The sequence below is a fragment of the Parashewanella sp. 2210YD4-3 genome (assembly GCF_056591735.1).
Genome location: NZ_JBWQOG010000001.1, coordinates 35,345 through 58,288 on the forward strand (window position 1 = coordinate 35,345; position 22,944 = coordinate 58,288).

The following is a 22,944-nucleotide window of genomic DNA, read 5'->3' on the forward strand; positions in this document are numbered from 1 at the left end:
GTTTAAAAATGTGCTTGTTTAATCAGGAATAATGCGAGTACCGATTGGCTGACCTACAAACAACTCAGCGAGTTGTTGTGGTTGTTGCCAACTGGCAATCGCGATACTTCGTCGTAATTGTCGGGCTGCGTTGAAAGCGGCATTCACTTTAGCCACCATGCCGCCATTAATGATTTGTTGTTGAATTAGAGCTTGGGCTTGGGTGTGCGCTAACGATTTTAATATTTTTCCCTGTGCATTTTTTACACCTGCCACATCAGTCAACAGTAATAAGTCACCGTCCACCAGCTGAGTAATGGCTACCGCGGCATCATCGGCATTAACATTGACCAAATTGCCATTATTTAAAGCACCTATAGAAGCAATAACAGGCATAACTGATTGCGAAAGCAATAGCTCAAGCACACTGGCATTGTTAGGCGTTGGTACTCCAACTTCACCTAGATTCTCAGGATGCTTGCTACAAGTAACCATTGCCGTATCAGCAAGCGATAGTCCTAAACTGATTAAACCAAGATGGTTGGCTGTTGCGACAATTTTTTTATTGACCGTTCCTGCTAATACGCCACTAATAATGGGGATTTGAGCCTTAGGCGTAACACGTAATCCATTTTTCTTCTTAGTAGTGAATCCAGCTTGCAGCAACATTTGATCGACGGTGCTTCCTCCCCCGTGGACTAGAATGATTTTTCTATCCAAATTGGACTTAAAAACCAACAATAATGCAGTCAATGCCGATTCTTGCTCTAAGATCGCACCACCGATTTTGATCACTAAAGGCTTAGTCATTATGGTTTACCTCAATGTTACTTAGTAAACCAAACTCGCTTGAAAGCCCTAAACGTAAATTAAGACATTGCACCGCTTGTGAAGCGGCACCTTTCAGTAAGTTATCAATCGCACAGCTTATGACCAGCACACGTTGACTCTCATCAAACTGCCAATGGATATCGGCAAAGGGAGTACCTGAAACATTATCTACTTTAGGCCAAGCTTTTTGCATTCTAACAAGTGGCTGTGACTGATAGGCATTTTTGTAAACAGCATCAATATCAGCCGTAGTGATCCCCTCTTTGATTTTAAGCGTCGTTGTCGCTAGTAACCCACGTTTGAATGGCGCAAGGTGTGGATTGAAGATGACATCAGCCTGTACGGCTTGGGAGATTTCAGGCTGATGTCGATGCTTCAAAATATTGTATGGCGTTAAACTCACCTCGTTAAAACTGGTCGCTAAGTTCGCTTGACGGCCAGCACCGCTGACTCCGCTTATGCCATTAACAATGATCAAAGAGTCTTCATCATGAAAATGATTAGACGTAATCGGTTTAAGCCCTAATAAACTTGCCGTAGGGTAGCAACCCGGCACTGCAATCAAATTAGCCTCTTTTAGGGCTTTTGCGTCCCACTCAGGAGAGCCATAGACCGCTTCTTGTAATAACTCGGGCTGTTGATGAGTAAAACCATAATATTGATCATAAAGTTTGGGTTGTTTAAGCCTAAAACCACCTGAAAGGTCAAAAATAATGACTTGATGTGCAGAAAAAGCTTCAACTAACTTCACACTGGCTTCGTGAGGCGTGGCCAAAAAAACCACATCAAATTCAGCGGCATTTTTATCTATCCAATCAGCATTAACGGCTTGAAAAGCGTTATCACAAACTCCCTTCCAACGAGGAAAAACATCACTAAAACACTGCCCCAACACTTGGCTGCTCTCAGACACTAACAACTCAATAGAATTAATCCATTGATGACGAACAAGCAGAGAGACCAACTCAGCTCCAGCGTATCCACTTGCTCCCACAACAGCAGCTTTAACATCCTTAATTTGCAAAACTATTCACCACCAAATAAAGCTATAAAATTAAATATCTGTATTACTAATGAGATAAATTACAATCTCTTTATCAATAAATGCGAAGTTACACACAATTGACTTCTTATGCAATATTTATAAATATATATCTACAGAATATTGTTAACTATATTTAAAAATGACATTACCTAATTTCGAACAATCACTTACTCAACTCATTTCCTTGTCTTCCATCAGTTCAAATATTGAAAGTGAAGATCAAAGCAATCAGCAAGTTATTTCATTGCTTGCAACTTGGTTCGAAATGATAGGTTTTAAGATTCAAATTGTTCCTGTACCAAACACACGTAATAAATTTAATCTATTAGCCAAACTGGGCAGTGGTGAAGGTGGGTTATTATTAGCGGGTCACAGCGACACAGTATCGTTCGATGAAGTCGGATGGGATAGCGATCCTCATAAAGTAGAAAATAAAGACGGCCGCTTTTATGGATTAGGCACTTGTGACATGAAGGGTTTCTTTGCCTTCATTTTACAAGCTTGCCAAGGTTTATCTGCCAAGCACCTACAAAAACCGTTATATGTACTGGCTACCGCCGATGAAGAAACCAGTATGGCAGGGGCTCGATTCTTTGCTCAATCTCAAGATATTCGACCTGATGCAGCCGTTATTGGTGAACCTACCAACTTAATTCCAGTGGTCATGCACAAGGGCTATATGTCTCATAAAATTACTGTGACAGGAAAGTCTGGACATTCAAGTCGACCTTCCGCTGGAATAAACGCAATTGAAGTGATGCATCAAATTATTGGCAAACTGATCGAACTTAAATCTAAACTTGCCCTCAATTATCGAAATCAAGCATTTGACGTACAAGAGCCAACCCTCAATTTAGGCGCGATCCGTGGTGGCGACAGCGTTAATCGCATTTGCGGTCATTGTGAGCTTGATATTGATATTCGCTCTCTGCCGGGCATGCGAGATGATGAAGTCACTCATTTGCTAACTGAAACGTTAAAAACGGTTGTAGAGCAATATCCCGGACGAGTCCGCTTTGAAGAGCTTGAACCAAGCTCTCCAAGTTTTATAGAGCAAGAAAATAGCGAATTAGTAAAATTCGTTGAGCAATTAAGTCATCAAAGTTGCTGTGCCGTTAATTACTCAACAGAGGCTCCATTTGTCCAAAAGATTGCTTCTCAGACAATAGTATTGGGCCCGGGCAGCATAGACCAAGCCCACCAACCAAATGAGTTTTTAGCCGAAGATCAAATTGATGGAACATTAAATATATTGGCAAATTTAATTCAGAAATATTGTTTTTAAATGTAAAACAGTAAAATCAAAAATTCATCAATGCTAATTATTTGTTAAAAACATATAATGCTGCCGTTGTAATCAAATAATAAAAAAAGGAAGTACCATGAAGCATTCACTGGCAGCTGTTACAGTGTTATTGGTTTTATCAGGCTGCGGCGGCAGCGATGACACATCAGCACCTCAACCAACCCCTCCACCAACAATGAAAGCAGACAAATGTTATACCTTTGATACCACAAAGGGAAAATTTAACATTGCTATTGACACTACAAATACCCCCATCACAGGTAAAAACTTTGCTGATTACGTCGACTCAGGCTTTTATGACAACACCATTTTTCACCGTGTTATAAATAATTTTGTAATCCAAGGTGGTGGATTCGAATCAGGCTTAAAGCCTAAAGAAACAAAAGCACCAATTAAAAACGAAGCCAGTGTTGGCTTTACTAATGCTCGTGGCACCATAGCAATGGCCAGAACACTCCTACCTGATTCAGCCACAAGTCAGTTTTTTATCAATACTCTCAATAACCCACAGCTGGATCATTCTGCATCTAGAGTTGGCTATGCAGTATTTGGAAAAGTGACATCGGGAATTGAAGTGGTTGATCAAATTAGCATTGTTGCAGTTCATAATACAGGCGGTCACCAAAGCGTTCCTGTACAAGATGTTACTTTGAATTCAGTAAAAGCCATTAATTGCCAATAATTGCTCTTGCCACTTGCTCATGCCTAATTTATTAGGCATGGCATTATCTTCACAATACTTACCCAAAATGCATCTGCTAGCTCTCCCTCAAATTTGCAAATCACTCCCCTTTAGCAACCTAGCCGAACAATCAACCACAAACTCACATAAAGCAGGGTAATTATCTTTTATTTGAAATTTTATGTTGCAATTACAGTTTTTTATTCTGTAAATTAACCACGCAACGAATCTTTATTCACTTTTATCACATGTTAATACAGGAACAATAATGACACCTCCTACCGCTGATTTTATTTGGTTTAACGGCGAACTCGTCCCATGGCATCAGGCTCAAGTTCATGTGATGAGTCATGCGTTACATTATGGATCATCGGTATTTGAAGGAATTCGAGCCTATAAAACACATAAAGGCGTTTGCATATTTAAGCTTAAAGAGCATGTTTCACGTTTATTCGATTCAGCCAAAATTTATCAACTGGAGATTCCTTTCACACAAGATCAAGTCACCCAAGCCTGTATAGATTCAGTGGTGAAAAACGGTTTTGAATCGGCCTACATCAGACCGTTAGCTTTTATTGGTGAAATTGGGATGGGAATGAGAACGCCTGAAACCTCAAAAGCAGAAGTCATGGTTGCCGCATTTAAATGGGAAAAATATTTAGGAGAAAACGCCAAGTCACAAGGGGTTGATGTGTGCGTATCAAGTTGGAATCGTGTTGCACCCAATACTCTTCCAGCATCGGCTAAAGCGGGTGGCAATTATCTTTCTTCGCAACTTATCACATTAGAAGCCAAACGAAATGGTTATGACGAGGGTATTGGGTTAGACGTGAACGGTATGGTCAGTGAAGGCGCACTACAAAACCTATTTATCGTAAAAAACAACGTAATTTATACACCACAAACATCAAGCTCGATTCTTGTAGGTTTAACTCGAGATACGGTGATAACTCTAGCCAAAAATTTAGCCTACGAAGTGAAGGAACAACCGATTTCAAGAGAATCACTCTACCTTGCTGATGAGTTTTTTATGACAGGAACCGCCTCAGAGATTGTGCCTGTTCGGTCTGTTGATGGTGTCAAAGTTGGTAATGGTGAAAGAGGGCCAATTACTGCCGCCATGCAGCAAGCTTTCTTTGGTATTTTTGAGGGCACAACGCCGAATACGGATGAATGGTTAACGCCAGTTGCATAAATGTCGAGCATTTACTTGGCGACTTATGGTTGGTTGCATTAATCATATTTAATTTCTACTTACTCAATTTTTGACAAATGGGTACTAGTATTAATTTACTCGTATCCGTTTTAGTTTTTTTTATGGCAATAGCCCACTTAGTAGCATCTGAATCTTATCTAGAAACATACCTTAAGAGCCTAAATCTAGAAAGATCTGGCACTCAAATCATATCGGTAAATGGAACAAGCTATCAGGCAAGCTTCAATGACAGTGGCTGGTGCAAAACGGTATCCAAACAATATATGAGCAAAATTTCAGTTCATGACTTTTTTCAAACCAATGAAGATGAAATACCCTCAAACATCATAAGAAGCGCTTTGAATTCAGAGAATTTATTAATCGCTCACGATGCAAAAGTTACCACTCGTTGCAACTCAAAAAGAGATATTCACGAATATCAATCATTATGCTTAGCAGGAGGAGGAGCTAAAGGTATCGCTCACTTAGGCGTACTACAAGCATTAGGAGCGACAAGACTTAATAACATTAAAGAAGTTACCGGAACTTCAGCCGGAGCGATTATGTCTGCTTGCCTCTCAATTGGTATGAATGAACATGAAGTCACCAATGCAATGATAAATGCTAAAACACAATTTGATAGAGAACTTATTTTAGCTGAAATGCGAACCATCATCGTTAATTTTTTGGGAACTCATGTAACCAAAATAGCCATATTTCTATCTAGGCATAATGAGTTTCTAAAAGATGACGAAGGCAAAATCATTTTACCTGAAAACGCAAAAGGTAAAGACATAGGTAGAATAACATTCCATCAGCAAGAGCTGATTCGAAATAGTAGTGATAGAGCTGAATTAGAATTTCTTCACCATCGAAGCTGGAAACGATTAGTACTAGCTGCATCAAATGGAAACAAAGAGATTGAATTATCAGCAGCTAACTCTCCACACATCGAAATTGCACTTGCTGTAACAGCAAGTTCGGCTGTACCTCTTGTCGTAAAACCGGTAGAAATTAAAGCCTCTTTCATTCTAAGTGAAGCAGCACACGGGCCAAAAGTGTTGGCTTTGAGTGATGGTGGATTAACCAACAACATTCCCTTTTGCTACTTCACCACTAACAAAATATTGGTTGTTGGATTCGGTTTCATAGAGCCGTTGTTATCAATAAATAAGGAAACTAAGCTTTCCAAAGGTAAATTATCAAAAAGTACTGTTGAGTTAGCCACAAAGGTATCTCGTACCGTTGAGCTTGCTGCTTTTGACATAACAAAAGCAGAAGGTGATCCAAGAGTATCATTATGTATTTTGCACCCTAAAGTAGGGTTCACAGCCCTAACTTCAGCGTCAAGCACCCGCGAGGTATATAAGCACAAGTGGCGTGCAGTAAAGGAGTTTGAACAATTTGAAGCTACTCGAGAAACAAAAGGCAAACTTCCCAGTTATATTTTCCCTTTTTCTTTAGAGCAATATATACAAGAAAAGTATCGGAAACAAAAAACTCAACCCAAAAGCTCTATTGATGGAAAACTGAAGCGGTAGTGATAAATCTTTAATCGAAAGTAATTAAACCTTTGTACCGCTCTAATGGCAAATAGAATCGCTATCACTTGGTTTTGGCTTGGTTCCAATACTCATCAAGTACTTCTAAACTTAGTAGCTTCATTTCTTGTCCATTGGCTTCCACTGACTTTTCAACTTCACGAAAACGTCGTTCAAATTTATTCGTTGCCAATCGAAGTGCTTGCTCAGGATTGACCTTAAGGTGGCGAGATAAATTTACAACTGAAAATAATAAATCGCCAAGCTCTTCCTCTAATCGAGCTTGAGAGGTTTTCTCCTCGTTAACTTCTTCCATTACTTCATTTAATTCTTCAGTCACTTTATCGGCGACATCATTAAGGTTATCCCAATCAAAACCCACCAATGCAGCACGCTTTTGTACTTTATGAGCACGAGATAAACTCGGAAAACTGACAGGAATATCATCCAGCACTGAGTTTTGTTGCCGCTGCTGACGCTCTTGATGTTTTAAAGCTTCCCATTGGCTCAATTCATCCCCTGATAATTTGGCATCGGTAAACACATGAGGGTGGCGAGATACCAATTTTTCATTTAATTCTGCAACAATATCGTTAAAATCAAAGCGACCGTCTTCGTTTGCCAACTGGCAATAAAATACAACTTGAAATAATAAGTCACCTAATTCCGCTGGCAATTCATCCCAAGCTCTACGTTCAATCACATCGGCAACTTCATACGCTTCTTCTAAAGTATGAGGAACTATGGTTTGATAGCTTTGTTTAAGATCCCACTCGCAGCCTTGCTCTGGGTTTCTCAGTTGCGCCATTATTGCCAGAAGTTTTTCTATCTCACTATGCTTTTTCACTTTTCTATTACCTAAACATAAAGCTTGAATTAATCTCATTTAACCTAAACATTTTGCCAACAGCTCACTTCTATAATCAATAGTAATATCAATTTAAGCTTGTAAATATGGCCACAGCAGTTAGTTCGTTAGAAGCAATTACCCCGATTTCAGATTCAAGTAATAACTTCGATCATTTGCTTGAATATGTTACGGCCGAAGAGCGTCAGTATTTCGTTAAGGTATCTCAAAACCATACTGAATATCGAAGAGAAGCGAAAATGATGCACACCTCCATCATGAAAGGTTTTTGGTCTAGCCCTATTTTTCATACAAGCCGCTCCTATGATCTGCTGTTTTATCTATATGCTAATAAAAAAATCACCAAAGAAACGTTTGTTGATGTGCAAACGAGCTGGCTTCAACCTCTTACCCAGTGGCACCCAGACGCAGAAATTGAAGAGTCGCTTCATTTAAAAAAGTTTGAATCAAGCCAAATATATCGCACTGACGCTTCACATGTCTTGCCATTCTTGGACGGAATTGATGATGAAGTGAAAAAGGAGGTTGAGCAGCTTGAGTCACCTCAACGTAAATATACAGTAGTAGTATTTAATGAAGATAAAAAAGCTTTCCGGTTTCTTAAAAAGACTTGGGTTCAGGAGAACGGCAAATCCACTAAAGCTAATGAAAAAGAGTTGTGCGGTTTTATTAATTTTCTAAAGTCTAGATTACCTTGCTTTGGAACTCAGTACAGAAGCTGTAATAGTAAAGAATACCGAGTGAAAGTATTTTTACCTTCTTACTGGATAATGCAGTGTTTTTTTAAGCATATAAAAACAGCAGACTCCTATCATTTTACTCCATTGCCATGTTATTCAGCACCAGACTTATTACAATACTACCGATTACATCAATGTCGGATTCACCCTGTTGCTCTTTATCACCCAAGAGTTGCTAATAATATATTATCTCCAGATGGCACTCATTCCGGTTGCTCACTAACCTCCATGCATGATCATTATCACATCTCTAGATGTTTGACGCTCATAAAGCGGATAGCAGATCACTCTTTGGGCTTTTTTGAGCATGCGAATCAACTGTACAAAATCATGCAGGCTAACAACAGCGATACCGCTTTTATCGTGGATCGAATTAGAAAATGCTACTCAACCCTAATCGAGCAGGACGTTATTCCACATAATTATGGTGCATATGTAACTGTAGATGCTTACTCAGGAAAAAGTAGAGAACAAAAGCTCAATGAAAGAATATTAGATTGGTCGAAGTCTTTTAATATTGAAGACTTTGGTAGCCTCGCTGACATAGATTATTCGAACGATACCATTACACTATCGGTAATTAAGAAGTATTTTTTCTTTGCAGGTCAGCCCCATGAACTAATATCGTCGAGAGCCTTGTGTACTTGCATTTTAATGTTGATATCAATCCCCCCTGAATCAGCCAAGTATTACTATCTTAATGTCGGAGATTTCTATCATATTGACGTGGGCATACGTAAGAAAATTTTAAGCCATACCCATCAATATAAAATTAAGTTAGTAGCAGTAAATTCATAGTTAATGGAAGTGTGTTTTGAGAGTTTGTTCAGGAAAACATTCGAACAAGTAAAACAGTGCTAAATTGATTTTTTGACGCGAATAATAAGCCATGTCAGTAATAATCTCAGCATACTGACCATACTTTTCCTTAACGAAACCTTAACAAGACTTTTTCAGTATTAACTATCTAAGCTGGCTCTACTTTATAATTAAGGCATGACATTCCGGTACAAATAACCAACTGATGGCGACAGCAATCTCCTCTAACCAAACTCCTTTGTCAACGGATGTTGATTCAACTCATTATTCTCACTTACTGACTTATCTAGAATCAGATGAGAAAACACGATTTCAAAAAATTGCACTTAACCATCAAGAGTATGCTGAAGAAGCAGTGCAAATGCTTAGAAGCATAAACACTTTCGATTGGCATAACCCAATTTTCAAAAAAAGTCGCTCATTTGATATTCTGTTTTATCTTTATGCCAAAAAATTGATTACCCAGAATGAATTTGTTGATATACAAGTTAATTGGCTTCAGCCTCTTGTTCAGTGGGATCCTGACACTCAAATGGAGCCAACTCCCTGCCTAAAAAAATTTAAAGCCAGTCATATATACCGCACAGACGCCAATGGTGCGCTGAACCTTTATACCAAATTAAATGAGTTTTTTATCGGATTCGTAAGAACGCTACCAGAAAACCAACGACAATTTACTGTCATAGAGTTCAATAAGGGTACAACGGCGTATGAGCGTTTTTTGAAAAATGAGTTTCGAGTAATAAGAAAACAACCACACGAAACACCTAGCGAATACGAGCTATGTAATTGGTTCACGCTTGTCAAAGACAATATGCCTTGCTTTCATATCGATTGCCCACCTAAACGCGATAAAATAAGACAAACTAGGACTGACTCAGAGTTAAAGGTTAAGTTAGTCCTACCTTCTTATTGGGCTACTTCTGAATATTTAGAGAGTGCAGCGTATAAAGATTCATATCGTTTTTCTCATTTTTTCAGCTATGGAGCCCCAAATTTAGGTCAGTTTCATTATTTGCATTTAAACTTGAAGCACCCCATCACTTTGTATCACCCCAAAATAAAAGAAAACGTCTATGCACCTGACGGTAATCATGCTGGTACAATGGCTGCGTTTCATGACTTTCGTCATGTTTCTCTACTCCAAGAATTTGCTAAATCTTTCATAAATGAATCTCTTGAGACTTTCTCTCTAATCCAGAAATTAGAATTGATATTAAAGTTTGAAAACGGTTACCGAGCTGGATTGCTAAAAAAAATCGAGGAATTTTACTTAGAGATTCTAAGGCAAAATATCATCCCCAAAGGACATGGTGCTCGAAAGGCTGAATACGACCAAACACCTATAACTGACAAGGCGTTTGTTGAGCGTGAATTAACTAAATGGATTGGTGCATTTAACGCTGAAAATTTCGCAAATCTTACTGATTGTGAGTTCACTGAAACACCGATTCCAGAAGACTCTTCATATTCAAAACATGTCTTTAGTGGCTATAATGATAATGAATTTAACTCTGCGTTTGCGCTTTGTAGTTGCTTAGCCATACTTATCGCCTTTCCATGGGATATGAGCCTTAATTATTCACCATCTGATTACAGTCCCGCTCCTTGGGACAAATACGGCCGTGAGCATGCAAGAAGTCGTATTTTGAATATGCTGAGTAACTACAAGCTATCCATAGACATACGTGAGCTTGCACTCGTACCAAGTTAGGAGTTTAATATCGCTTCGCTTCAAACACACCTTCAATTTGCAATAACTTAGCAATCAAACGTGTCAACGCATCTCGATTATATAGCTCTAGCTCTAAATCTATCGAAGCAACTAATTTTTTAGTATCTACCTTGGTAGACATATTCATTACACTGGATTTTTCAGAAGCTAAAATGCTGGTAATGTCTCGAAGTAATGCGGTGCGATCATTCGCCATCACTCTAAGTTTGACTCTAAATCCACCCTTATAGTTCTCTCCCCACACTACATCGACTTCACGCTCAGGAGCATTAGAAATAAGCTCTTTAAGCTGCTCACAATCATCACGGTGAACAGAAATTCCTCGCCCTTTAGTGATAAAACCTACTATCTCATCACCTGAAACTGGCTGACAGCAACGTGCTAAGTGACTCATTAAGTTACCAACGCCGTTCACTTCAACTTTATCACCACGGCGGTTGGTCGATTTATGAATTTGGCCCTTTTTCAGCAGGTCTTCAACAGCACCGGTGGCATCGCCTTTTTCTTTTGGTGCGTAATAACCTTGAATGTAATTGGTTACTTGGTTTAATCGAACATCACCGCCACCTATGCCAGCCAATAAATCATCAAGACTGAGCATGTTAAATCGCTTAACTGCAGGTTCAGCGTCTTTAATTGAATAACCTAGAGGGTTTAATTCCGCATCAAGCATTTCTCGGCCAGCTTGAGTATTTTTTTCTTTATCTTGATGCTTAAACCAACTTTGAATTTTAGAACGTGAACGTGATGAACGTATGTAACCTAAATTTGGGTTCAGCCAATCACGCTTAGGGTTCGGGTGCTTGGCAGTAATAATTTCAACCTGCTCACCCGTTTGAACTTGATAAGTAAATGGCACAATACGACCATCGACTTTAGCGCCAATACACTTATGGCCAACATGGGAGTGAACATAGTAGGCAAAGTCCAAAACAGTACAGCCAGAGGGTAAATCAATTACATCGCCTTTAGGGCTGAATACATATACTCTGTCTTCAAAAACCTGACTACGTACTTCATCAACCAAGTTACCACTTTCGGTAACATCTTCTTGCCATTGCAGAATTTTACGCAGCCAATTGATTTTTTCTTCGTAACCACTTTGTTTGCCTGATTGATTGCCTTCTTTGTACTTCCAGTGAGCAGCTACTCCTAGCTCAGCATCTTCATGCATTTGTTCAGTTCGGATCTGAATTTCAACGGTTTTACCTTCAGGCCCCACAACAATGGTATGGATAGATTGATAACCATTAGGTTTAGGGTTAGCTACATAATCATCAAACTCTTTTGGAATATGATGCCAAAGAGTATGCACAACTCCTAAGGCGCTATAACAATCTTGTAGGCGATCTGTAACAATTCGAATGGCACGCACATCAAATAGCTCATCAAATTTTAGATCTTTGCCTTGCATCTTTTTCCAGATGCTAAAGATATGTTTAGGTCTCCCGTACACTTTAGCCTTTATGCCCTCTTCATCTAATTTAGATTGCAAGTGCTCTACAAAGTGAACAATATAAGATTCACGATCTAAACGCTTTCCATCGAGTTGTTTAGCAATGTCTTTGTAGATCTGAGGGTGTAGATAGCGAAACGAGATATCCTCAAGCTCCCACTTTAATTGCCCTATCCCAAGACGGTTCGCTAAAGGCGCATAAATATCCCTGATTTCTCTAGCTAAAAGCACACGAGTTTCTTCATCTGCATTTTTGACTTCACGCAATATACAAATGCGATCCGCTAATTTAATTACCACGGCACGTACATCTTCCACCATGGCTAATAACATTTTACGAATGTTATCAATTTGAGATTCTGGCGATTTATTATGGGGCGAGCTTTTTAACGCACCGATGGCGTTCATGGTAACTGCACTTTTCACCAGTAACTCAAGCTTTTTACCGTACTTTTCTTCGATTTGCTCTTCTGTTAACTTCTCAGAATTCAACAAAATATACAACACAGAAGCTTGAAGTGTCTCTAAGTCCATGTGCAGCGGTGCGAGAATTTCCACCATTTCTCGAGCACGAGTAAACTCGTCTGCAGATAATGTTGCAGTTTTGCCCTCTTGCGCGGTCAATAATTCACTAAGGAAGTCTTGCAAACCTTTAGCTTCTTGCTCATTTGGCAAGTAACGTTTAGTCCACTCTTCTAATTGGAATTGATCGTGCTGAAAATGGGTTTCACGAACCGATACCATAGCCCAATTACCTTTTTAATGATTAAATGCTTATGACTACTTCTTTAAGAATAGTGCCATTGCTTCAATATGATGTGTCTGAGGAAACATATCAATCATAGCCAACTTCTGCAATTGATATCCATGATCTAAAAGCACTTTTGTGTCACGAGACAAGCTTGAGGGATCGCAAGACACATATAGCACTTGATTAGGGCTTAGTTTCTTGAGCCATTGTAAGCACTCAAATGCGCCGGCTCTGGCGGGGTCTAATAATAATTTATCAATTTTCCCTAACCATGACTCTGCAGATAAATCAGCACTGAGATCACAATCGTAAAACTCGACATTTTCAAGCCTATTAATTGACGCATTTAATTGTGCTTGTTTTACCGCCGATTTTACACCTTCAACACCAATGACATGAGCGCCAGATTGTGCAAGTGGCAAACTGAAGTTACCCATACCGCAAAATAAATCCAATATGCGCTCACCCGATTGTGGCTGTAGCCACTCTATGGCTTGAGCCACCATTTTTTCGTTTATGCCAGCATTGACTTGAACAAAGCTCCCGGGTGAGAACTGTAAGCGTGAATTGGCAACCTGATAACTAGGAAGTAACTCATCGCCATGGATACTTTCAAATTGATTGTCATTCAATTGCAGGATCATGTTTAAGTCATGTTCTAAAGCAAATTCTTTAAGTACATTTTTATCGGATGATGATAAAGCTTCCGGGGTTCGAATGGCCACAAAAGGGAGCTTATCTCCTTGTATCAACTCTATATGCCCTAAACGCTTAACGCCTTTAAGTTGATTTAATGTACTCGTCAGCGGCTTAATTAATCTATCTAAGGCTTCAGGCAATACTTTACAGCGCTCAATATCAATCACATCACGACTGGCCGATTTTCTAAAACCAACGTTCAGACGATTGGTTGTTTTATCGAAGCTGGTTGCCAGTTTGGCACGACGTCGATATCGCCACGCCTCACCACAGAGTAACTCTGGCTGTGGCGGAGTCACCTTCGCAAGCTTTTCCATTAATTGACTCAATGTATTGAGCTTATGTTGACGCTGCGCATCGACGTCTAAATGCTGTAAATCGCATCCCCCACATTCATCATAATATTGGCAGTCTGGCTCAACACGATCCATAGAGGGCGTTAGCACCTTAATCAACTTACCTTTTGCAAATTTTTTCTTTTGTTCTACTAATTGCAGCTCTACCGTTTCCCCTCCTAGAGCCTTAGGAGTAAAAACGACTTTTCCCTGATGATGTGCAACGCCAGCGCCTAAGTGATCTAATTGGTTCATAGTCAAGGTCATTCTAGGTGACATTTTTTTTGATCTTTTAGGTTTATTTGTAAAAAATTGCGCCATATTTGCCTCAAAATTGATAAAGTAGCGGAGATAACAAAAATAATTCTAAAAAGGGAAATAAATAAAAGATCATGAGAGGTGCTGAAACCCCACCCAAGCATAACTTACGCACTTGGGTATTGATGCTGGCTTTAGTCCCGACGGTGGTAATCTCTATTTTACTCGCGGTTTTTTTCACGGTAAACCGAACAATCGAGTTAGAGCAAAATATTTTATTGAAAACGCGACAAGTTGCAGAACCTGTAGCACTCGCAATGGGATTAGCACTTAATACTAAAAACCGAGATGAAGCCAAACATTTGCTCACCAACCTACAAATGAGTGAGCCTAACTTAGTCGAGTCCGTCGCGGTATTTGATAGCAATAACCGTCGCTTCGTTTCATCACATTACAATAAAGCGTTTATTGGGCTCAGGCATAAAGGCTCATTATTTACCCTTAATCAAATTGAACAAGAAATTCACGACAATAAGCTGGTTATCAAAGTGCCTATATTTGCTATTTCAGCGCAAGAAAAGCAGGCATATCAGCAATCTGAACTACCAATAGAAAAACCAGAGCAAGGTCCACTACTCGGATATATTTCCGTATTAATGGACATCTCTAACATCATTGAAGCACAACACAGGAATATCATTATTTCCTTCGTCATCATTCTGATTGGTATACAGCTCAACTTGATGTTCACCATTCGTTTGGTCAAGTTTGTTTCAGGGCCTATTGACGAGCTATCCATGTTTGTTAGTCGCATCAATAACAATCAAGAAACCAACAAACTAAGCACTCAGTACATCAGTGAACTCGATTATCTTAAACGACAAATCGTTACCATGTCGAAAACTCTGCAAGCCTCACAAGATGAAATGCAAACTAATGTTGAGCAAGCAACGTCTGACTTAGTAAAGACATTGGAACAGATTGAAATTCAAAACGTTGAGCTAGATATCGCTAAAAAACGCGCTCAAGATGCCAACCAAACCAAATCAGAATTCTTGGCAAATATGTCGCACGAATTACGAACACCACTCAATGGCGTCATAGGCTTTGCTAAACAATTAGCAAAAACGCCACTACACAGCAGTCAACTGGAATATATCCATACCATTGAACGTAGCGCGAATAACTTACTCAGTATCATTAATGATATTTTGGATTTTTCTAAACTCGAAGCTGGAAAAATGGTTATAGAAACCATCCCGTTCAGTATCAGAGATATGATGAATGACACGCTTGAGTTGATTGCCCCAAGCGCACACGAAAAGCAACTAGAATTGCTCATTGATATCCATAGTGACGTTCCCGACGATGTCATTGGCGATATGCTTCATTTAAGTCAAATTCTTACCAACCTAGTGGGTAATGCAATTAAGTTTACAGACACAGGAAGTGTCATCGTAAAAGTAAAAGTTGAATCCAGTCACCTTGAGCGAATGTTATTGCGCTTTGAGGTTCAAGATACAGGAATTGGTATCAACCCAGAGCATCAAAAGTTGTTATTTCAAGCTTTTAAACAAGCTGACTCCTCTATCTCTAGACGTTTTGGTGGAACGGGTTTAGGACTTATCATTACTCAAAAACTCGTTGAGGCTTTGGGAGGAGAAGTACAATTTTGCTCAGAGTTAGGAAATGGCTCAACATTCTGGTGCACTTTACCCTTTGAGCGTTGCCAGCTTCGCTTAGGTGATTCATTACCCATCGCCAATTTAAAAGATAAATCTGTACTCTTGTTTGAGCCTAGAACGCTTTCAACAAAAACGACTACAGATATATTATCAAGTTGGAATATGTTGTATCGGGTCGCAACCTCAGCTGAAGATATCCCCAGTAAGTTGGCTACAAGTCAGAAATTTAATTATTTATTACTGAGCATTTGTGATACTTGCGATAAAACAGAAGTACTTAAAGTGTTGAAGTTAGCCAAAGCTAAAGTTGAACGCATAATTTTGCTCTACAACAGTTCAAAACACGAAAGACTACTTGGTGACTTAATCAACTACACTGATGCTGTGATAAAAACCCCTTTCACCAGCTTATCACTGGCGCGGCAAATGATTTATGCCCAAAAAACAGCCGAGCCAGCTCTTCTCAATACACCTGAACCAAGAGTGCAACAAAAGAAAAAGCTGAATGTTCTTGCCGTTGATGACAACCCAGCTAACCTAATGCTCATTAATGCATTACTCAATGAGCTGGTTACCAACGTCACGACGGCAACAAACGGTCAAAAAGCCATTGAGTTAGCTCAAAGCCATCATTATGATTTAATTTTGATGGATATTCAGATGCCTGGTATAGACGGGATTCAGGCAACAAAGAGCATCAGAAAAGACTCACTGAATCGCAATACCCCTATTGTGGCAGTTACTGCTCACTCCATGTCAGAGGAAAAAGAGCGAATTCTAGCTAGCGGTATGGAAGATCATTTACAAAAGCCAATTGATGTAGAAGACTTACGAGAAACCATTGACCGTTGGGTCTCTACACTACATTTTTCTCAATTTGATCTTCGAACCTTAGATTGGGACCTGTGCCTCTCTCAAGCAGGCCATAAAACCGACTTAGCCTTAGAGATGCTACAAATGTTTATCAACTCTATACCAAGTACCTGCGAGGACATTGAATCCGCGTTAAACAAACAAGATGTAGAAACCATGGTAAAAGTAATACATAAACTTCATGGTGCATGTTGTTACAGTGGCGTGCCTACTACCCAAAATTTGTGTAAACAAATTGAATCAAGCTTAAAAACACAGGCTTCTGTTGACATGGTAGAGCCTGAAATACTTGAATTGTTAGATGAGTTAATCAAGGTTAAATCCGCAGCGGAACAAGTGATTGTTCAGATGTCACCCGAACCAACTCATCTATAGCTAAATGAGCATTGGCGGTGTAGAATTCCCACATCATTTGAGGCTAGTATCATTCTTGATTCGGCCTCATATCTACTCTCCATAGATGAAAAATTTCATGACTAAAAAAATTGGCTTTTTCAAACGTTTGAAATCCCTAAATCTCCATCAAAAGCAAGTTTTTGCAATCGCATTATGCCAGCGTATGTACCCTAACTACGCGCTTTTTTCTCAAGTATGCGAATTTGGTAACCCTCAAGTTCTAAAGACCACATTAGATTTACTGTGGCAAAAACAATACGATAGAAAACTGAAGTTCAATCTTGAGCTTTATTTAGAACGATTAGATGAAGTGGTCCCAGAACCAGAAGATTATGATGTTTATGGTGTATACCCTGCCGTTGATGCAGTCGTTGCTTTAACATCACTACTGAGCGCGATTCAAAGTAAAATTGAAGACGATATCACCAACATTAGTAAAATTTCTTCTAGCACCGTAGCAAGCTATATCGAAGCGACTTGCGAGCAAGAATTCGAAACTGAAGAACAAATTGAAGATTACGTCTTTGCTCACCCAGTCATGGATGAAGAAAGAGAAGTTCAAGCTATGCTGCTGGACGTTATTGAGTCTAACTTCTTGAGCCCTGAGTTTATTAAAGAGCTAAGATCTGAAATCGTAGAAAGTGGCATTTCTAATATTGGAATTTCTGTTTAGTTTTTTGATTTAAGACGGTCTACTAGTAGTATATCTTCGATTTTTCTACTTAGGCCGTTATTATGAAGTACCTTCTCCTTATTATCTCTCACGTTGCCATTGGCATTATTGGATTCGCTATCGGCATCTATACGCTTCCCATTTTAACTGCCCCCACCAGTCCAAGTTCAGCCGTTATCGAAAAGATGTCTGAAAACTCAATGTATCATTCGGTATTTGTTAAGGACTTAAAGGACAGCGATGCATTTCACTGGGGAGAGGGTGATATTTCAATAGGGAGGAAGCATATTGTCTTTAATGGGAAGCTAGCTCCTGGGCCAGATTATAGGCTCTACCTTTCACCCACATTTGTCGAAACCGAAGCGGATTTCAAACGTTTAAAATCACAAATGGTTTTGGTTGGAGATGTAAAAACCTTTAATAACTTTGTGGTTAACGTCCCTGAGAGTGTAGATCCAAGTAATTACCAAGCCGTAATTGTGTGGTGTGAAACTTTTGGTGAGTTTATTACTGCGGCAAAATATCAATAATGATAAGCAATCAATAACATGATGGTTTAAGTTATTCACCATCATGTTATTGAACTAAAACACCTATTGATGTAGTGCTTCGAGTATCGATTGGTGAACTGAATTATTTACACCAGCTTTTTCATCAAAAATCGTATCCCCTATTTCGTACAGTGAACCAACGCGAATTTTTCCATTTTTTACTATCACCGCCATCTTGTTAGTCAATTTTGGTGCTTTCGCTATAACACTGTTTGGTACAGTAAATACATAGATTTCTTTAGTGCCAAAGGTTTGCTTTTTCCAATTTGAATGGCCAATGGTTCCGGTATTAGGAATTTCAATCAAACTAATCATATCATCTGAATGATAAAAACCCTGAGTAACCTTTATCCTATTTAAGTCTGTATCTTGAAGATTATTTATTATGTAATTAAGATTGAATGGAGAAATGCCCAAGTAATCATAAGGTTCAAAATTAACTTCAAATTTATCTCTATTTTGTAACAAGATAAACTGTATTTTCCCATCATCTAATAGTTGAATCATTATGGTATTACTCCCATTGTCGTAGATTGAAATGAAAATGGGCTTAAAAATGTGTTGGTTGGTAACTGTAACTAATTCACTTAAACGCGTGTTGATATTTATTTCATCTAATGTTCCAGGAGTCTTTAAGGGGTTAGGGAAAGGAATATCGGCATAGGTAGAATCCATTCTTCTCTTTAATTCAAAAGATGATACGACACCACAACCACTTTCCTCCGTTATAGATGTACAATCACCTTTATTGATATCAATAAAGTCAATTAAAGGCATCAGACCCGTTTGGTATCCTGTAATGTCGCTGTTAAAAAATGCGTTATCATCATTTGTGGAAATTGGAGATGTCCTACTTGCCCAATCATTCAGATTAGGGAATGAATTAAAAAAGCTACTTACTTGAACTTGCTCACTACCCGTTTTCACAGCAAAAGATTTCGCTGTCCAGATAAATTTTAACTCTGGTGCATTAAGGTTAGTAAGCAAAATACTTTGAGGATTTTTAAAAACCTCAGTCGATACTACTGCTTGTTGTTGACTTGTAAAAGTTTGGCTAGCCGTCTCAAGTAAGTCAAAGTCGTACTCATTACCTAAACTATAAGTAGCTTCTTCAAAAACTAATTGACCATTAGAAATAAAACCTCTGTTAACTGCATCTGAAGGAGTAACACCATTAATTTTTTTCTCAGTGAGTTCTAGTTTATCCTGCACTACCTGAAAATGGCTAAAAGCTAATTGTGGCTTGTCTTTATAGGTATTCAACACTCCTTGAACTGAATTGGCTTTTTCAAAAATACTAATGAAATTAGCAGGGGTAGAGTTTTGTCTAGCCTCAAGAAGGACAGCTTCTTCGAAGTAGTTTCTAAGATGAGGCTTACTATCAGACAACTCAATTTGTTGAGGTGCCTGAATCTGATTTTCAACCTCGTTAATTTGAGATGTTTGATTTAAAGTGTTAATCGTGTTGTGCATCGCAAGGTGGTGTTTTTGCTTATAAGTTAGCGTTTGCGATTCGCTCAAGCTTTCATTGATTAAAGACAACTCAGAGTGAAGCCGTTCCATCATTCGCACTGAGATATTTTGTAATCTTTTTCTTTCGATACTTTGGTCTATATTAAACTCAGTGCTATTCGGTAAGTTGTCACTTATATAATCAAAACAGGGTTCCACATCGATTAACAAAGCACGCTGAGCTTTATTGGCAGCTTCAACATCAGAAACTCCAAAGCTACTATAATGATGCGCTGCAGAGGTTTTTGTAGAAACAATTGAACACCCCGCATTAGCAACTAACTTAAGTGACTTATTAACAAGTTTGCCATTACTAGCAAAAGTTGAATCCGGATTTATTTCAGCCAAAAGTGAACATTGCTGTAAGCTTGTCTGATCAAAGCCATTAATATCGAACACCCCATTTTTGATTGTGTAACTGGTATCTTCATCACTTCCACATACTAAGTCACCATTACAATCTAAACAGACTTTGGCATTTTCTACATAGCTATCAGCCAGCAACACTCTATGAGCTGAACGTTTTTTAGAGTCCGTTCCACAACCGGAGATTGAAAGCATTAAAGTTAGGGACAAAAGTAAATAGCGGCAAATCATGTGAGTACTCCATCACATCAAACACTAAACAATCTTAGCTAATGAGCAAAAAAACACCAATAATCACTTTACTGTATATAAAACCAGTGTATACTGTTTATCAATACAGTACTTTTGACTGGAGTTAGGATGCTCTGCCAACTAAACATTCAAAACTTTGCCATTGTAAAATTTCTAGAATTAGACTTTCAGCAAGGAATGACCAGCATTACTGGTGAAACTGGAGCTGGTAAATCTATTGCAATTGATGCCTTAGGATTATGTTTAGGTAATCGGGCTGACTCTGGCAGTGTTCGCAATGGTGCAAGTAAAGCTGAATTATGCGCTAGCTTTAATATTTCCAACCTTCCCCAAGCAAAAAAGTGGTTGTCTGATCACGACCTTAACTTAGAAGATGACTGTATCTTACGCCGTACTATCGGTAATGATGGTCGCTCAAGAGCTTATGTTAATGGAAACCCTGTTCCTCTCTCACAATTAAAAAGTCTAGGCCAGCTTTTAGTGGCAATTCATGGTCAGCATGCTCACCATGCCATGCTAAAAAACGAACACCAGCTTACTTTATTAGATAGTTATGCTAATCATCAGGGATTAATTTATAAAGTTCAGCAACAATTCCGTAATTTCAAAAATGTACAGACTGAACTCAAACAGTTAAAAGCAAGCCAAGATGAGCGCAATGCTAGAAAACAATTGGTTGAGTACCAAGTCGATGAACTAAATGAGTTTGATTTAAAACAGGGTGAATTTGAACAAATTGAACAAGAGCATAAGCGCCAAGCTAATAGCGCTGAGCTGCTTCAAAGCTGTCAACAAAGCCTATCACTTTTAAGTGAAGATGAAACCAATATAGAATCAATGTTGAACCAATCAGTTCAGCTAGCTTCAGAGTTAGAAGGCTTAGATCCCAAACTCAAAACCATTACAGAAATGCTTAATGAAGCTTTAATCCAAGTGCAGGAGAGCAGCGGCGAAATTCAGCATTATGTGAATGGGCTTGAGCAAGATCCTGAACAATTTGCTCAACTCGAAGAGCGTTTAACCAAAGCAATGCAATTAGCACGTAAACACTTAGTCAGCCCAAACGAATTATTCGAGCATCATCAACTTCTCAAACAAGAACTTGAATCTCTTTCCCAAGCAGAAGGTAAACTTGACGATATTCAAACAGTGCTAGAACAAGCTCGTACAAATTATCAAGCTGCAGCGAAAAAGCTCAGCCTAAGCCGTTTAAGATTCGCGAAAGAGCTGAACAAGTTAGTCACAACTTCGATTAAAGAGCTAAACATGCCAAATGCTAAGTTCTGCATTGAAGTCAATCACACAGAACAAGCCATGACTGATTTAGGCTCAGATCATATTGATTTCAAAGTGACAACTAACCCAGGTCAGCCATTAGAACCTCTTTCTAAAGTCGCATCAGGCGGTGAGTTATCGCGAATTGGGCTTGGTATACAAGTAATTACTGCCCAAAAAGTTTCTACGCCAACACTCATTTTCGATGAAGTCGATGTGGGTATATCCGGTCCGACAGCAGCTGTGGTTGGCCGAATGCTAAGAAGCCTTGGAGAGTCTACTCAAGTCTTTTGCGTCACCCATTTACCTCAAGTTGCAGGTAATGGCCATCAACAAATGTTTGTGAATAAAAAAGTGGTCAAAGGTGGAACTGAAACCTCAATGGTACCTTTATCTGAAGCAGAACGCATTGAAGAGCTAGCTCGATTACTGGCAAGCGATAAAATCACAGAGCATGCCATTGCGAATGCAAAAGAACTGTTAATCTGAAAAGGTGGAACATATTATGAATATTTCTTTTGTGCTTCACCAATACACCATAGAGCACATGCAGGGGCACACATTTCCCCTACAAATGTTACCAAGCAGTTATAGAGAAAAATTTCGCCACTTGTACCTTGAGTTAGGCAAAGTGCATCACTACATCCCACCGCAGCTAAGCCTTGACCGATCGCTTGTGCAACCACAGCTCCACAAACTGAACAGCCTAACATAGCTATTGTCCTTGCCATAATTTGTCGAAACTCAGGGTCTTTTGTGATCTGCTTTACTCCCTCCAAACCTGACTCTACATAAATGGACTTAACCAAGTTTATAATCTTAGCTTTAATCACAGTTTCGTATTCGACCGTCGAATTTTCTCCTCTAAGCATTGCTTGTGAACTAGGAGCGCTTAACATTCCGTCTATCGAATGTTTTTTATGATTTAAAAATTGGTCACTGGGCAGAGATTGGTATGTTTTCGGTGTAGAGGTGGAGTATTTACCAAAAGCCAAGTTTTCCTCATCAGAAGAAGGTGTCTTTCTTGCGTAAAGTAACTCTCTTAACCAGCTGCAGCAACCAGCTTCAACTTTTTGAACGGCCATAAGCAATAATATTCATTGGAGAATAATGACCAGAAG

At 39.0% G+C, this 22,944-nt stretch carries 17 protein-coding genes; 10 read left to right on the forward strand and 7 right to left on the reverse strand.

The genetic code is table 11. The annotated features are described in order from the left end of the window. Window positions 1-18: 18 nt before the first annotated feature. Together argB and argC are read right to left on the reverse strand one after the other, a co-directional pair. Window positions 19-789 carry an acetylglutamate kinase gene (gene argB, locus AC1EU0_RS00130; protein WP_480299857.1) on the reverse strand — a complete coding sequence of 257 codons (771 nt, stop codon included), beginning with the start codon at window positions 787-789 and terminating at the stop codon, window positions 19-21. Then, window positions 782-1,834, reverse strand: a complete 1,053-nt coding sequence (gene argC, locus AC1EU0_RS00135; protein ID WP_480299858.1) for an N-acetyl-gamma-glutamyl-phosphate reductase — start codon at window positions 1,832-1,834, stop codon at window positions 782-784. The genes argB and argC overlap by 8 nt, the downstream gene beginning before the upstream one ends. Window positions 1,835-1,994: 160 nt before the next feature. Here argC and argE point away from each other — a divergent pair, with 160 nt between their 5' ends. The 4 genes from argE (at window position 1,995) to AC1EU0_RS00155 (ending at window position 6,579) form a co-directional block, all read left to right on the forward strand. After that, window positions 1,995-3,140 carry an acetylornithine deacetylase gene (gene argE, locus AC1EU0_RS00140; RefSeq protein ID WP_480299859.1) on the forward strand — a complete coding sequence of 382 codons (1,146 nt, stop codon included), beginning with the start codon at window positions 1,995-1,997 and terminating at the stop codon, window positions 3,138-3,140. A gap of 97 nt (window positions 3,141-3,237) precedes the next feature. Next, window positions 3,238-3,843 carry a peptidylprolyl isomerase gene (locus tag AC1EU0_RS00145; RefSeq protein WP_480299860.1) on the forward strand — a complete coding sequence of 202 codons (606 nt, stop codon included), beginning with the start codon at window positions 3,238-3,240 and terminating at the stop codon, window positions 3,841-3,843. A 268-nt stretch (window positions 3,844-4,111) separates the two neighbouring features. Beyond that, on the forward strand, window positions 4,112-5,038 hold the full coding sequence (locus AC1EU0_RS00150) for a branched-chain amino acid transaminase (RefSeq protein WP_480299861.1): 927 nt from the start codon (window positions 4,112-4,114) through the stop codon (window positions 5,036-5,038). A gap of 122 nt (window positions 5,039-5,160) precedes the next feature. Further along, window positions 5,161-6,579 (forward strand): patatin-like phospholipase family protein, encoded by a 1,419-nt coding sequence (locus AC1EU0_RS00155; protein WP_480299862.1) that lies wholly within the window; start codon window positions 5,161-5,163, stop codon window positions 6,577-6,579. Window positions 6,580-6,643: 64 nt separating this feature from the next. On the opposite strand, the gene mazG is transcribed toward AC1EU0_RS00155, so the two are convergent. Beyond that, window positions 6,644-7,426 carry a nucleoside triphosphate pyrophosphohydrolase gene (mazG, locus tag AC1EU0_RS00160; protein ID WP_480299863.1) on the reverse strand — a complete coding sequence of 261 codons (783 nt, stop codon included), beginning with the start codon at window positions 7,424-7,426 and terminating at the stop codon, window positions 6,644-6,646. 107 nt (window positions 7,427-7,533) lie between these two features. Between mazG and AC1EU0_RS00165 the strand changes: the two genes are divergently transcribed. Next, window positions 7,534-8,985, forward strand: a complete 1,452-nt coding sequence (locus AC1EU0_RS00165; protein ID WP_480299864.1) for a hypothetical protein — start codon at window positions 7,534-7,536, stop codon at window positions 8,983-8,985. A gap of 226 nt (window positions 8,986-9,211) precedes the next feature. Next, window positions 9,212-10,720 (forward strand): hypothetical protein, encoded by a 1,509-nt coding sequence (locus tag AC1EU0_RS00170; RefSeq protein ID WP_480299865.1) that lies wholly within the window; start codon window positions 9,212-9,214, stop codon window positions 10,718-10,720. Between the two features lie 4 nt (window positions 10,721-10,724). Here AC1EU0_RS00170 and relA read toward each other — a convergent pair whose 3' ends face one another. Further along, a complete protein-coding gene (gene relA, locus AC1EU0_RS00175) occupies window positions 10,725-12,941 on the reverse strand; it encodes a GTP diphosphokinase (RefSeq protein WP_480299866.1) in 2,217 nt (738 codons plus the stop codon). Between the two features lie 36 nt (window positions 12,942-12,977). After that, on the reverse strand, window positions 12,978-14,303 hold the full coding sequence (gene rlmD / locus AC1EU0_RS00180) for a 23S rRNA (uracil(1939)-C(5))-methyltransferase RlmD (RefSeq protein ID WP_480299867.1): 1,326 nt from the start codon (window positions 14,301-14,303) through the stop codon (window positions 12,978-12,980). A gap of 71 nt (window positions 14,304-14,374) precedes the next feature. Here rlmD and barA point away from each other — a divergent pair, with 71 nt between their 5' ends. From barA to AC1EU0_RS00195, 3 genes are all read left to right on the forward strand, one after another. Then, complete coding sequence (barA, locus tag AC1EU0_RS00185) at window positions 14,375-17,173, forward strand: two-component sensor histidine kinase BarA (protein WP_480299868.1); 2,799 nt, start codon at window positions 14,375-14,377, stop codon at window positions 17,171-17,173. A gap of 97 nt (window positions 17,174-17,270) precedes the next feature. Next, window positions 17,271-17,867 (forward strand): YjaG family protein, encoded by a 597-nt coding sequence (locus AC1EU0_RS00190; protein ID WP_480299869.1) that lies wholly within the window; start codon window positions 17,271-17,273, stop codon window positions 17,865-17,867. Between the two features lie 62 nt (window positions 17,868-17,929). Next, a complete protein-coding gene (locus tag AC1EU0_RS00195) occupies window positions 17,930-18,397 on the forward strand; it encodes a DM13 domain-containing protein (RefSeq protein ID WP_480299870.1) in 468 nt (155 codons plus the stop codon). A gap of 63 nt (window positions 18,398-18,460) precedes the next feature. Here AC1EU0_RS00195 and AC1EU0_RS00200 read toward each other — a convergent pair whose 3' ends face one another. After that, window positions 18,461-20,527 (reverse strand): hypothetical protein, encoded by a 2,067-nt coding sequence (locus AC1EU0_RS00200; protein WP_480299871.1) that lies wholly within the window; start codon window positions 20,525-20,527, stop codon window positions 18,461-18,463. Window positions 20,528-20,656: 129 nt separating this feature from the next. Between AC1EU0_RS00200 and recN the strand changes: the two genes are divergently transcribed. After that, window positions 20,657-22,312 carry a DNA repair protein RecN gene (recN, locus tag AC1EU0_RS00205; protein WP_480299872.1) on the forward strand — a complete coding sequence of 552 codons (1,656 nt, stop codon included), beginning with the start codon at window positions 20,657-20,659 and terminating at the stop codon, window positions 22,310-22,312. 14 nt (window positions 22,313-22,326) lie between these two features. Here the strand turns inward: recN and AC1EU0_RS00210 are convergent, their stop codons facing one another. Further along, a complete protein-coding gene (locus AC1EU0_RS00210) occupies window positions 22,327-22,908 on the reverse strand; it encodes a hypothetical protein (RefSeq protein ID WP_480299873.1) in 582 nt (193 codons plus the stop codon). Window positions 22,909-22,944: the final 36 nt, after the last annotated feature.

What these genes read in the sequence shown, in the direction of transcription:
- argB (WP_480299857.1), bottom strand. Translation starts at nt 789, where the DNA reads ATGACTAAGCCTTTAGTGATCAAAATCGGTGGTGCGATCTTAGAGCAA.
- argE (WP_480299859.1), top strand. Translation starts at nt 1,995, where the DNA reads ATGACATTACCTAATTTCGAACAATCACTTACTCAACTCATTTCCTTG.
- AC1EU0_RS00145 (WP_480299860.1), top strand. Translation starts at nt 3,238, where the DNA reads ATGAAGCATTCACTGGCAGCTGTTACAGTGTTATTGGTTTTATCAGGC.
- AC1EU0_RS00150 (WP_480299861.1), top strand. Translation starts at nt 4,112, where the DNA reads ATGACACCTCCTACCGCTGATTTTATTTGGTTTAACGGCGAACTCGTC.
- AC1EU0_RS00155 (WP_480299862.1), top strand. Translation starts at nt 5,161, where the DNA reads ATGGCAATAGCCCACTTAGTAGCATCTGAATCTTATCTAGAAACATAC.
- AC1EU0_RS00165 (WP_480299864.1), top strand. Translation starts at nt 7,534, where the DNA reads ATGGCCACAGCAGTTAGTTCGTTAGAAGCAATTACCCCGATTTCAGAT.
- AC1EU0_RS00170 (WP_480299865.1), top strand. Translation starts at nt 9,212, where the DNA reads ATGGCGACAGCAATCTCCTCTAACCAAACTCCTTTGTCAACGGATGTT.
- relA (WP_480299866.1), bottom strand. Translation starts at nt 12,941, where the DNA reads ATGGTATCGGTTCGTGAAACCCATTTTCAGCACGATCAATTCCAATTA.
- rlmD (WP_480299867.1), bottom strand. Translation starts at nt 14,303, where the DNA reads ATGGCGCAATTTTTTACAAATAAACCTAAAAGATCAAAAAAAATGTCA.
- barA (WP_480299868.1), top strand. Translation starts at nt 14,375, where the DNA reads ATGAGAGGTGCTGAAACCCCACCCAAGCATAACTTACGCACTTGGGTA.
- AC1EU0_RS00190 (WP_480299869.1), top strand. Translation starts at nt 17,271, where the DNA reads ATGACTAAAAAAATTGGCTTTTTCAAACGTTTGAAATCCCTAAATCTC.
- AC1EU0_RS00195 (WP_480299870.1), top strand. Translation starts at nt 17,930, where the DNA reads ATGAAGTACCTTCTCCTTATTATCTCTCACGTTGCCATTGGCATTATT.
- AC1EU0_RS00200 (WP_480299871.1), bottom strand. Translation starts at nt 20,527, where the DNA reads ATGATTTGCCGCTATTTACTTTTGTCCCTAACTTTAATGCTTTCAATC.
- recN (WP_480299872.1), top strand. Translation starts at nt 20,657, where the DNA reads ATGCTCTGCCAACTAAACATTCAAAACTTTGCCATTGTAAAATTTCTA.
- AC1EU0_RS00210 (WP_480299873.1), bottom strand. Translation starts at nt 22,908, where the DNA reads ATGGCCGTTCAAAAAGTTGAAGCTGGTTGCTGCAGCTGGTTAAGAGAG.